At 41.6% G+C, this 12,387-nt stretch carries 8 protein-coding genes, 1 tRNA gene and 2 pseudogenes; 10 read left to right on the top strand and 1 reads right to left on the bottom strand.

Features of this window, described 5'->3' with window-relative positions; all coding sequences use genetic code 11:
- The first annotated feature begins 415 nt into the window (after positions 1–415).
- From AC58CZ_RS03915 to AC58CZ_RS03870, 10 genes and pseudogenes are all read left to right on the top strand, one after another.
- Positions 416–1,882 carry a protein adenylyltransferase SelO gene (locus AC58CZ_RS03915; RefSeq protein WP_071001736.1) on the top strand — a complete coding sequence of 489 codons (1,467 nt, stop codon included), beginning with the start codon at positions 416–418 and terminating at the stop codon, positions 1,880–1,882.
- A gap of 339 nt (positions 1,883–2,221) precedes the next feature.
- Positions 2,222–2,872 (top strand): annotated as a pseudogene (locus AC58CZ_RS03910) (NADP-dependent malic enzyme); the annotation flags it as partial.
- Between the two features lie 18 nt (positions 2,873–2,890).
- Positions 2,891–4,807 (top strand): annotated as a pseudogene (locus tag AC58CZ_RS03905) (NADP-dependent malic enzyme); the annotation flags it as partial.
- A gap of 270 nt (positions 4,808–5,077) precedes the next feature.
- Entirely contained in the window at positions 5,078–6,256 is a 1,179-nt protein-coding gene (locus tag AC58CZ_RS03900; protein WP_071001738.1) for a tRNA nucleotidyltransferase/poly(A) polymerase-related protein, read from the top strand.
- Positions 6,257–6,291: 35 nt separating this feature from the next.
- Positions 6,292–7,104, top strand: coding sequence for a pteridine reductase (locus tag AC58CZ_RS03895; RefSeq protein ID WP_083328827.1), 813 nt, complete (start codon positions 6,292–6,294; stop codon positions 7,102–7,104).
- A gap of 93 nt (positions 7,105–7,197) precedes the next feature.
- A tRNA-Ile gene (locus tag AC58CZ_RS03890) sits at positions 7,198–7,274 on the top strand.
- Positions 7,275–7,423: 149 nt separating this feature from the next.
- On the top strand, positions 7,424–8,602 hold the full coding sequence (locus tag AC58CZ_RS03885) for a tyrosine-type recombinase/integrase (protein WP_025650692.1): 1,179 nt from the start codon (positions 7,424–7,426) through the stop codon (positions 8,600–8,602).
- 44 nt (positions 8,603–8,646) lie between these two features.
- Positions 8,647–9,642 (top strand): hypothetical protein, encoded by a 996-nt coding sequence (locus AC58CZ_RS03880; protein WP_143007416.1) that lies wholly within the window; start codon positions 8,647–8,649, stop codon positions 9,640–9,642.
- Between the two features lie 36 nt (positions 9,643–9,678).
- On the top strand, positions 9,679–10,017 hold the full coding sequence (locus AC58CZ_RS03875) for a helix-turn-helix transcriptional regulator (RefSeq protein ID WP_320157874.1): 339 nt from the start codon (positions 9,679–9,681) through the stop codon (positions 10,015–10,017).
- A gap of 2 nt (positions 10,018–10,019) precedes the next feature.
- Positions 10,020–11,447 (top strand): DUF3631 domain-containing protein, encoded by a 1,428-nt coding sequence (locus tag AC58CZ_RS03870; protein WP_025650695.1) that lies wholly within the window; start codon positions 10,020–10,022, stop codon positions 11,445–11,447.
- A gap of 305 nt (positions 11,448–11,752) precedes the next feature.
- Here the strand turns inward: AC58CZ_RS03870 and AC58CZ_RS03865 are convergent, their stop codons facing one another.
- Positions 11,753–12,226: a hypothetical protein gene (locus tag AC58CZ_RS03865; RefSeq protein ID WP_025650696.1), complete on the bottom strand. Its 474-nt coding sequence runs from the start codon at positions 12,224–12,226 to the stop codon at positions 11,753–11,755.
- Between the last annotated feature and the right edge of the window lie 161 nt (positions 12,227–12,387).

The raw sequence follows: 12,387 nt of genomic DNA, 5'->3' as shown, positions 1-12,387 counted from the left end.
TTCTCCTTCCCTCTATCTGCCCTAGATAGGGGGATTTTTTTGTTTATAATTTATAATTTATGGTTTATGTCACTACCTCTACTTTTAATAATCTTATCCTCGTAGTAAATGATGAAATATATAGGCTCAATCGTTGCAACCTCCAACCTAGAGACAGTAACCAACTATAGTCAATCAATACTAAAAGTGGTACAAGGCAGACGAGTGCAAGTACTACAGTAGTAGGCTAAACGAGTCTAACGCTGTAACACTTTAATAGTGGTTCGACTATAATCCACTAAACTCAGCTCACCCAAAGTAGCTAGTTTTATTTTTTGGCTGGATATTACAAGAGATGGACAGAGTGCAACGATGCCATATGAGTGCTATGTTATAGTGACATTCTCACTTTTATATTTTAATGGAAACGGCCTGTATGCGTTATCAAAATACTTATGTCAATCTCGACACGCGCCTTTATCATGAGCAGCCGCCCACGCCACTGGACACTCCACGTGCTGGACACTTCAATACCCAAGTCGCACAGCAATTAGGTTGGGCAGACAATGAAGATCTGATGACCAATTGGGTTGAGATATTGGGTGGCCAATATGTGCCATCTGACTTTAAACCATTGGCAATGGCATATGCAGGTCATCAGTTCGGACAATGGGCTGGGCAACTGGGTGACGGACGCGGTTTGCTGATGGCGCAAGTGCTCGATAGCAACGGACAATTACAAGACTTGCACCTCAAAGGGGCTGGCCTGACGCCCTACTCACGCATGGGTGACGGACGTGCGGTCTTACGTAGTACGATTCGAGAGTACTTATGCGGTCACGCATTGACGCAGCTTGGTATCTCCTCTTCTAATGCTTTGGGGTTTGTTGTCTCTGATACGAGAGTGCGCCGTGAGCGTATCGAAGCGGGTGCGGCATTGATGCGTGTCGCTGATAGCCATATTCGCCTTGGTCATGTTGAATGGATTGCCAGCTTTGCACCTGACTTACTCGGTGAGTTTACCGACTATATGATTGATACTTATTATCCAGAGTGCCGCGATAGCGATGCGCCCATAGCAGCTTTTTTGACTTCAGTCGTTGAGCGCACTGCTCGGATGATTGCTGATTGGCAACTGATTGGCTTTGCTCACGGTGTGATGAACACAGATAACTTATCTATCACAGGCAGTACTTTGGACTTTGGGCCGTTTGGCTTTATGGAGCGCTTCAATCCTGCATGGATTAATAATCACTCAGACCATACGGGTCGCTACGCCTACCAAAACCAGCCTGCTATCGGTCATTGGAATCTGAACGTTTGGCTGCCGCATTTTATGCGCCTGCAAGGTATTAGCCGTGAGACGCTCTCTGAGTGCTTGGCACCTTACGAAGCAACCTTTATGCAGCATTATCAGCAAGGTCTATGCCGCAAGCTTGGACTACCACACCAAAGCGACAGCCTGAGCTTGGCTTTTGAATGGTTAACGTTGTTAGAAGACAACTTGCTCGATTATACCAATAGTTTCCGTGCGCTCCTCGGTTTGGTCGCGCCGAACGATCACCCATATGAGCAAAAATTACTGACTACCATGACTACTGAATTAAGCAGTGATGCACAGCAAGTGTGGCAAGATTGGTCTATACGTTATCTGGCACAGGTTGAGCAATCATCAACTGAGCAAGCAATCAATGATATGCAGACCAATAACCCTGTGTACGTTTTGCGTAATAGTATGGCGCAGCGTGCCATTACTGCCGCAGAGCAAGGTCAGTTTGAAGAAGTCGATCGTGTCTATCGCCTGCTAGCTAATCCTTATCACGTCCAAGATATCGCGACTGATCTCGATACGAGTACACCGGCGCCAAACGTACCGCAAATGCCTATTAGCTGCTCATCTTAATATGGATGTATACTGTAATATTTTGAAGTATTATCAAATTAAGGTTGATATTGGTCGGTGTTTTTTGGCATTATCAACCAGATAAATAACGAATATCATTTTATTATATTATTCGCACGCTTCCATACGGTCGACTAGGCAGCGAATTGCCAATAATGGTAGAATGACTATTTTTGCTAGATTGCTTTTCTGACCTGATTTTTGATCAACGACCATGATTCCGATGGTCGTTAGTCATTTAACGTTCAAAACCCTTTGCTGATGATTATAATCATTCAATTATTTCTGAGGGTTAGACGTTTTTTATCACCATTTAATTTATTCCAATTTATTCCAACCATGGCAATTATTATGAATGACGATACCACTTCGAATACGGATAACCTCAGTACAGAAAAAGAGCAGTTTGAACAAGCTGCCTTACATTACCATGAATTTCCACGCCCAGGTAAAATCTCAGTAACTCCAACTAAGCAGCTGGCTAACCAACGCGATCTGGCACTCGCCTACTCTCCAGGTGTGGCTGTACCGTGTCTTGAGATTCAAAAAGACCCAAAGCTCGCTTCTAAATATACGGCACGTAACAACTTAGTTGGTGTCATCACTAACGGTACTGCCGTACTAGGTCTGGGTAATATCGGTCCATTGGCATCAAAACCAGTGATGGAAGGTAAAGGCGTTCTATTCAAAAAGTTCGCAGGTATCGACGTTTTTGATATTGAAATTGATCAAGATGATCCAGATAAGTTCATCGAAGCTGTTGCTTCTCTTGAGCCTACCTTTGGTGGTATCAACTTAGAAGATATCAAAGCACCAGAATGTTTCAAAATTGAGCGCGTATTACGTGAGCGTATGAACATTCCTGTGTTCCATGATGATCAACATGGCACCTCAATCATTGTTGCCGCAGCGATGCTAAACGCTTTGTTGATTACTGGCAAAAAAATCGAAGAAATTAAAGTTGTCTGTTCAGGCGCGGGCGCAGCCGCCATCTCTTGTCTAGATGNCGAAGCTGTTGCTTCTCTTGAGCCTACCTTTGGTGGTATCAACTTAGAAGATATCAAAGCACCAGAATGTTTCAAAATTGAGCGCGTATTACGTGAGCGTATGAACATTCCTGTGTTCCATGATGATCAACATGGCACCTCAATCATTGTTGCCGCAGCGATGCTAAACGCTTTGTTGATTACTGGCAAAAAAATCGAAGAAATTAAAGTTGTCTGTTCAGGCGCGGGCGCAGCCGCCATCTCTTGTCTAGACATCATTTGCGCGCTTGGTGTTAATAAAAACAACATTATTGTTTCAGATTCACGTGGCATTATCAGCACTAGTCGTGAAAACCTTGATGAAACCAAACAACGTTATGCTCGTGAGACAACCGCTACCTCTATCGAAGAAGTGATGGACGATGTGGATATGTTCCTAGGCCTATCAATGCCCGGTACACTATCAGAAGATATGGTTCGCCGTATGGCAAAAGATCCTATTGTCTTTGCACTTGCCAACCCAACACCTGAAATCATGCCAGAATTGGCACATGCGGTACGTCCAGACGTCATCATGGCAACTGGTCGCTCAGATTATCCAAACCAAGTAAACAACGCACTATGCTTCCCATACATCTTCCGCGGTGCATTGGACGTTGGTGCGACAACCGTCAACGAAGAGATGAAAGTCGCTTGCGTAAAAGCCATCGCTGCCATGGCACACGTCGAAGCAACCCCTACGACCAACGTCAGAAACATCGAGACGATGAAAAGCTTCGGTCGTGATTACCTAATCCCTGGCCCACTAGAGCCAAACCTAATCATCGAGATTGCCTCTGCGGTTGCCAAAGCGGCAATGGACTCAGGCGTAGCGACACTGCCAATCGAAGACATGAAGGCATATCGTCAGCGTCTGTCTGAGTTTGTCTACAACTCTGCGTTTGTTATGAAGCCTATCTTTGCACGCGCTAAGTCTGCGCCAAAGCGTATCGTATACTGTGAAGGCGAAGACAATAATATCTTATTGGCCGTACAAGTGGTCGTCGATGAAGGCTTGGCTCAGCCAATCTTGGTTGGTCGTCCAGCAGTCATCAACGATCACATCAATAAGTTGGGCTTACGTCTAAAAGATGGCGAAAACATCACGATCGTCAACCAAGATGATGATCCTCGCTACAAAGACTACTGGCAGGGCTACTACGAGAAAAACAAGCGCCGCGGCGTGAGTATCGAGCTTGCTCGTCGTGATGTTCGCCGTAAAACCACGTTGATTGGTTCTTTATTGGTTGACAACGGTGATGCTGACGGTATGGTTTGTGGTACCTTTAGTGACTACCAGATGCACCTAAAGTATGTCGAAAGCGTCATTGGCAAAAAAGAAGGCATCAATGATTTTTATTCGATGAATGCCGTATTGATGCAAGATCGCAACATCTTTATCGCTGATACGTACGTGCATGAAGATCCAACCGCTGAACAGTTGGCTGAAATGACCGTTCTGGCTGCCGATCAAATCCGCCGTTTTGGTATCACGCCACGTGTTGCATTAGTCTCTCATTCAAACTTTGGCGCTTCAAATCTTGCCAGCGCGGTCAAAATGCGCAAGGTTCATGAGCTACTAACTGACATGAATGTCGACTTTGATTTTGAAGGCGAGATGCAAGGAGATGCCGCACTGAATGAACATATCCGCCTAAACGATATGCCATCAAGCCCACTAAAAGGCGCTGCGAACTTGCTGATCTTGCCAACGCTTGACGCCTCAAATATTGCCTTTAATTTACTTAAAACGGCAACCAGCAGTGCGTCTATTGGACCTATCTTGTTAGGTACGAATAAGCCAGTGCATATCTTGACGCCATCAGCGACTGCTCGCGGTATCGTTAATATGACTGCGCTTACGGTCACGGAAGCTCAAGACCTAGAAAACGAAAAATAGTCATTCACCATACACAGTATGAATGCACTATAGTCGGTTCAATATAACTTGGATACAAGGAAGCCGAGTGACAGTACTACAAATAGTAGACTGAGCGAGGCTGACACCGTAGCCAATTTATAGAGGATTGACTATATTAAGAAGGGCTCTGTCATCCATTGACAGAGCCCTTCTGCTATACTAAAACCGGTCAATGCACTTCACGCATGGGCGGTTTTTTGATTTATTGCGATTGGGCCGCTGATATCGGTTCAATAAGAAGAGGCTTTTATGCAAATTTATCTTGTGGGTGGTGCGGTTCGAGATCAACTATTACAACAACCTGTCAAAGATAAAGACTTCGTCGTCGTTGGTGCAACTGTCTCAGAGATGCTTGATGCAGGGTTTCAACAAGTAGGTGCGGACTTTCCTGTGTTTTTGCACCCCACCACTCATGAAGAATATGCCCTTGCGCGCACGGAGCGCAAGCAAGGCTCAGGATATAAAGGCTTTAGCGTACATGCCAGCCCTGATGTGAGCTTAGAGGACGATTTACAACGTCGTGATTTGACTATCAATGCAATGGCTATCGAGGTTGTGAGTCTCACCGATGATACCCCTGTCAGTGGCGATGTCATTGACTATTACGGAGGATTACAAGATTTAGAGAACAAAACGCTACGTCATGTATCTGACGCTTTTAGCGAAGACCCATTACGAGTGCTGAGGACGGCTCGATTTTACGGGCGTTATTATGATTTGGGTTTTACCATTGCGGAAGACACCTTGACCCTAATGCGTCAACTGGTCAACTCAGGAGAGCTTGCTCATTTGAGTGCGGAGCGTATCTGGCAAGAGTCGAGCCGTGCAACGATGCAACTATCACCGCAAGTATACTGGCAGCAATTGTTTGAGATTGGTGCGCTTACAGAGTACTTTGCCCCATTGCATGATGCTTGGGAGGACACTCATATACGAGAGACGGTTCAGACAGCATTATATTTTGCAGGCCAAATGCGCCTAAACTTGCCACAGCGTTGGGCACTGTTAATGGTCAGCCTGACCCCGTCACTATTTAATAATGAACATACGCATGACCAATCAAAAGCGCTAAGAGATATCAATGATATCGGTAATAAAGCTAAAGTCCCCAAAGCGCATACGCAGTTTGCTATCCTATTCGCTCAGCAAGCCGAAACGCTGAGCATGATAAACAGTCTGAGCGCTGCCAAAAAGATTGACCTTATACAAGCTTGTGGTGCTCATAAAGAGCCAGATAAGCTGTCACAGCTCCTTGTCTGCAGTCACGTCTTACAGCTGGCAACACAGCACCGTCAGATGATGCTAGCACTAAATAGCTTTCATGCAATCGGCATGACAGATATTGCACCAGATCTTAAAGGGCCAGCTATCGGGGCAGCCTTACGTCAAAGCAGAATTGAACACTTACAAGCGCATGACACCTATTAAAAAACATTTTAAAAAACATTGTCAATATTGTCACTATGAACCAAGAACCTAACACTCTGCTATCAAAGAATACTGACATCCAACCTCCGGTGATGCTGGTAACCGGTAGCGCTAAGCGCATCGGTGCGGCAATTATCAGAGCAGCGCACACTCAAGGCTACCGTGTCATTATTCATTGTCATCGTAGCGAAAAAGAAGCTAATAGCTTAGCTGACCAACTTAATAAAAGCCGTGCTAATAGCGCAGTGGTTATTGTTGCGGATTTGGCAGTAGTCAATCATGGAGCAGCGTTAGAGGATTTTGTTAAAAATATCATAGAAGCCTTTGGACAGCTAGATGTACTGGTACATAATGCGTCACGGTTCTACCCAAGCCCAATTGGCTACATCAATCATGAGCAATGGAATGAGCTTTTCTTAACCAATGCCAAGGCACCCCTATTTTTGAGTCAAGCACTACTGCCCTATCTCAAACGTCAGCAAGGCTGTATTGTGAGCTTATTGGATATTCACGCGCATGATAGACCGTTTAACAATTATACGGTCTATAACATGGCAAAGGCTGCGCATCGAATGATGGTTCAGTCGCTAGCGTTAGAGCTGGCACCAGACATACGCGTCAATGGTGTTGCACCTGGCGTCAATATCTTACCCGAACCCAATGGCGACCAAGCCATGGATGAAGTACAACAAACCCATATTATCGATTCAATCCCTATGCAAAGAATCGGCAAACCTGAGGAGATTGCTCATAGTGTACTGTACTTGGTACAGGCGCATTATGTCACAGGTGAAATTATCACAATCGATGGGGGGCGTAGCCTGACTTTGGCTGGTAGTGGCTTTTAATCCGCTTTTAAACCGATTAAAAATTTATTGGTTACTTGCTATCTTTTACTTGAAAAATTCAAAAAATCAGGTATCATTGTGCGTCTAACGTTAGGGCCCATAGCTCAGTTGGTTAGAGCAGAGGACTCATAATCCTTTGGTCGTAGGTTCAAGTCCTACTGGGCCCACCATATTTTAAATCAGGCTTGTTCGCAGCGATGCGGCAAGCCTTTTTTTATGGGGATTTTAGAAGTTTCGGAATATATAGGTATATGGCGAACTATATAGAATATTGGTATATTTGTTGGTATAGATTATACCAACACGGAGATATACCAACATGCCATTAACTCATACTATTATCAATAAATTAGCTCCAAGCGAAAAATGCACCCCCAGCCGGCCTGATAAGCACAGTGACGGTGATGGTCTACAGCTGTGGGTAAGACATACAGGTAATAAGGTTTGGGTCAGCGCTTATCGCTGGCAAGGTAAACAGCAGTCACTCACTTTAGGTAAATACCCAATAATCACATTACAACAAGCACGACAGCGTAACCTAGAAATAAAGCAGCTTATTAGTGAAGGTATTAACCCAAAAGACAAGAAAAAAGAAAAGCGCGCTGAGCAAGATGGCTCGAGGCTTTTTGATAGTATTGCACAGACTTGGTATGCAGACCGTAAAACCTTTTTAGCGCCAAGTACATTTAGTCGCAACTATTCAGCTTACACACGTGACGTTAAACCAGTTATCGGTCATAAACTAATCGACGACATTACATCGCCTGATATTTTGACGATTGGTAAAAGTATCGAGGCACGCGGCGCTAATGAAATGGCTCGCCGCATAATGGCAGAAGTAGGACAGATATTTAAGCATGCTATTCGTATAGGTGTGGCTACCTCAAACCCAGCAGCAGATTTATCAGCGGCCATTAAACCGCATAAAACTAAAAATCATAGTCGCATTACTTCGAAAGAGTTGCCAAAACTCTTACAAGATATCAATGACTACACTGGGCATATCACAGTCAAATTAGGCTTATGGTTTCTATGCTACACATTCGTACGTACCAATGAGCTTAGGTTCATGGAATGGTCAGAGATAGCTTGGAACGATAAAATTTGGCGTATACCTGCAGACAAAATGAAGATGGATAGACCTCACATTGTGCCTCTTGCACCACAGGTCATAGATATATTAAAACAAATTAAAGAGCTGAATTTTTCAGAGCAGTATGTATTCTACAACCCTTCAACTCGCAAACCTTACAGCCAAAATGCTTTTATTAACGCTTTATATCAAATGGGCTATAAATATAAAATGACGGGACATGGATTCCGAGGACTGGCGAGCACTATACTTCATGAACAAGGCTTTATGCATGAAGCCATTGAGTTACAACTTGCCCATGAGCAAGAAAATAAAATTAGTAAAGCCTATAACGGCGCTCAGCATTTAGATTACCGTCAAAAGATGATGGATGAATGGGCGGATTATGTAAGCTCTTTAAAATAAGGGGTGTAATGTTTGTATGCCCAACAAAACCTCAGGTCTTTAAAATGACAAATACAGGTAAAAATATGAATTATAATAAAGAGTTATTTTATACTTTAGACGAAGTAAGGGAATTACTTCTCAAAACAGAAGACCGCTCATATAGTAAAGACGAAAGTATTGTACGTTTGATCCACACTGATCGTCTAACACCATATATAAGCTATAGCGGTCCAGTCGATATTGTAACAGAGGCAGAAGATGTTCCAGAAAAAAGTATAAAAGAAATCACAGATAGCTTATATCACACTATCAGCACTCAAATGTGCAACCTGGAAATTGGAGAAACAATCCACCCTCATGACTATGATTCAAGTACAAGTCTGAGAAACACAAAGCGCTTTATTGAAAAACTTTTATTCAGTTTAAATGCTAAGCGAGCTACAAAGAATCTCGGAGTATCTATACTAGTTGAAGGGGTCTTCAGATTGCTACCTTTAAGTGTCACATATCTAGGAGGCAATTTAGAGGTCAGTCTAGGACCCAAAATGTTTATACCTGAAAAAATTGAGGCTGATTTTGGTGATAAAGATCTCAATAATGATGAAATCAAAAATATTTTAGGTTATACCTTATCGCCTATTAATAAAGATGATTATGAACTTATATTCTTAAAAAATGACTTACAGTACATTATAACAGTTATTGAAAGTAGTCATGAACTTCCAAAATTGAGAAATAGTTTATCTGATACAAACAGAATAATTAGTCAAAAAAACAAAGAAATAGAAATACTTAGAAAAAAACTTGATAAATCTCAGTCTCAACAGACAAAAAATGATGTCAAAGATAGTGCCTACTCATTAATATTAGTTCTTAAAGATTTGTTACTAAATCCTGATATCTCTGCATATCATTTTAAAAGTGAAAGCCCTAAAAGCACAGGTAAGCCAACTCAATCTGGTTTAATTCAACATATTGTAGATGAAAATATTCCGAAACTTGGTCAAAGAAATATTGAAGACATTTTTGCTGATGCAAATGAGCGTTATAAACGCTAACATTAGCAACTTGCGATTTAGTGATCGCAAATTGCGATGACATTCTTATCTTATTTTACTATATTCCATACGTACCGCAGCATGTCGCTGCAGTACACATGGAGAAATAAAATGACCGATCAATATAACGATAATGACTGTAACGCGTCACTAAAAAATGAGTCAATTAGTACGCTACCGATCCAGGGCATGTCACGAGCAAAAACTATCCTTCCTTTTTTACCATTTTCGAGAACGACTTTACACCAGTGGAGTCGTGATGGTAGGTTTCCTGCCAGCATAAGACTGTCTCCAACCGTAGTGGCCTGGCGAAACTCTGAGGTTCTAGAATGGATTGAGAGCCATTCTACGTTTTCTAATGATAAGGAGGCATAGTCATGAGTAAAAACAACAAGGTTACACCTCCTGAGGCAATTGATGAGCAATCAGTTGACCCAATAAAAAAGCTGAGCATCCTGCCAGATGCTCAGCCTTCGAAGAGTACTAAAGATGACATTGACCAGCCATCATTAGATATTTTATCACAAAATGTGCCGAAAATTAGCTCAGAGGAAGCAAAAGCTATTATTAACAATATAGCTAAATTACCAGAGCTAGATTATCAGCTAGCACGAATTGATACTGCTAAGTTTTTAAATGTAACATTAAACGCATTTGATAAATTGGTCAAGAATGTAAAAAATGAGCTAGATGAAAACACTCAAAGTTTAGTCGTTGATACTAAGCCAAGCTCAGAACCAGTATTAGATATTGCTTTAATAGTTAGTCTAATATATCAGATACTAGAGGATCACATCGCTTGCACTGATGCAGTTAAAGTTTCTGCTACGTTATGGATATTAATGACATGGCTCGTACCAGCAAGTGATGTGTTGCCGATAGCTTGGATCAATGCTCCAGAAAAACGCTGCGGTAAAAGTACGCTATTAACATTAATGAGCCTTTTGAGCAAAAAGTCGCTGTCAACATCTAATATCACAAAATCAGCTTTGTATCGTTGCATTGAAGCTTATACACCAACGTTATTTATTGATGAAGTTGATACTTTCATTAATGATGATAAAGAAATGCGGGGCATACTAAATGCAGGGCACAGTCTTGAGCATTCTAAGGTTTTACGCTGTGTTGGAGATGATAATAAGCCAGTAGCGTTTAATGCATATGGTGCTAAAGCAATCTCAGGTATTGGCAAAATCCCTGGCACATTAATAGATCGATCAATATCTCTAACTCTGCGTCGTAAAATGAAAAATGAGTCAAAAAAACGGCTTCGTGAATTACCTATAGACGTCACTAAAACTATCCAGTCTCAGCTTGCAAGATGGTCTGATGATAATATGTTAGCGGTAAAAGCAGCAAAGCCAGTGTTACCTCCTCATATCAATGATCGTGCACAAGATAACTGGGAAATACTTCTAAAAATTGCACTAGTACTTGGTGATGACTGGCTAGAGCAGGCTTATAAAGCTTGTATTGAAATATCGGGTTTAGAAAGTGAAGAACCAAGTTTAAATGAGCAGCTATTAGCTGATATTCAAACCGTTTTTAATCTACATGGGACAGACAGACTTTTGAGTAAGAATTTGCTGGCAGGATTATGTAGAGACCCAGAGATGATCTGGTCGACTTTAAATCATGGTAAACCTATCACCCTACGGCAAATAGCTAAACGATTGAGTGGATTCAAAATTTCATCTAAAGATATGAGGACGCGTGACCTACGCGGTAACGAAGCGCGAGGTAAAGGTTACGATGTTAGAGACTTTGAGGATGCCTTTTCACGTTATCTATCACATTTACTATAGATTTTAGAGCATATACGAGAGACTGAAATCTGTTTGATACAGGTTTCGGTTCTTTTATTTTATTTAATCCAATTGTTTAGCACTGATAATCCATCCGGAAAATCAGAACACTTCTAGATACAGATTAACTGCTAAAATCCTTATCGAATTATTAGTTTAACAAGTTTATTTACCTTTATGGTGTTTTTCAGCATAGCTCATAACGCTTATATCTAAACCTTTACCTAACTCTGAGCATAAATTACTCTTAAACGGAAAGAATCAGGCTCATCAGCAATACTTGAACAGTGGTATATAAATGCATTCTAATTATTTAGTAGAGTCTCAATAGCATCTGATATATAAGCTACATCCCCCAATGACAGACTTTGACTCTTTACCATTCCAACAATCAAACCGTTAGTATTTCGATCTTCAATCAGTTGATAAATTGGCTTACCTGTCTTTGACATCATCATATTTGTTTCAGAGTCATCTATCTCGCCTACTTGAATTAACTTGAATGCATTCACACACTTAAATAGTCTTTTAACATCTGTTACATCTATACCGATAATAGTGCTTGAAGAATTTACATTAAGCAGTTCAACGACATCACTTACTTCATCTAGCTGAAACTTAATAACCGCCTCTATAATATCTAAGCTTTCATGGTCGTGGTCATCTGTTTGTAAACCTAATAAAACATCAACCTCTGCTTTCTCTTTCAGCTCAAGTAGCGCCTGCTCATCCCAGTCATCACTGATGATAAAACAGGCAATAATAAATGCAAAGAACATTAATATCACTTAATTGACGTTTTACCACTATTTTATCAATGCTACTTGGTGATGATTTACTCTCTCTAGTGAAGAACAACGCCAATACACTGGTTACTATCTTATTTCGTGCTTTGTGTGTATCAATTACTGTTTGTTAGTCTTGGTCTGCCCATGACAGA

The organism is Psychrobacter sp. CR212 (genome assembly GCF_059693765.1).
Note: the sequence above shows the minus strand (reverse complement) of the source record. Positions and strands in the feature narration are given on the sequence as shown.

Excerpts from the sequence above, each read along its gene's own strand:
- AC58CZ_RS03915 (WP_071001736.1), top strand. The coding sequence starts at position 416 with ATGCGTTATCAAAATACTTATGTCAATCTCGACACGCGCCTTTATCAT.
- AC58CZ_RS03900 (WP_071001738.1), top strand. The coding sequence starts at position 5,078 with ATGCAAATTTATCTTGTGGGTGGTGCGGTTCGAGATCAACTATTACAA.
- AC58CZ_RS03895 (WP_083328827.1), top strand. The coding sequence starts at position 6,292 with ATGAACCAAGAACCTAACACTCTGCTATCAAAGAATACTGACATCCAA.
- AC58CZ_RS03885 (WP_025650692.1), top strand. The coding sequence starts at position 7,424 with ATGCCATTAACTCATACTATTATCAATAAATTAGCTCCAAGCGAAAAA.
- AC58CZ_RS03880 (WP_143007416.1), top strand. The coding sequence starts at position 8,647 with ATGACAAATACAGGTAAAAATATGAATTATAATAAAGAGTTATTTTAT.
- AC58CZ_RS03875 (WP_320157874.1), top strand. The coding sequence starts at position 9,679 with ATGACATTCTTATCTTATTTTACTATATTCCATACGTACCGCAGCATG.
- AC58CZ_RS03870 (WP_025650695.1), top strand. The coding sequence starts at position 10,020 with ATGAGTAAAAACAACAAGGTTACACCTCCTGAGGCAATTGATGAGCAA.
- AC58CZ_RS03865 (WP_025650696.1), bottom strand. The coding sequence starts at position 12,226 with ATGTTCTTTGCATTTATTATTGCCTGTTTTATCATCAGTGATGACTGG.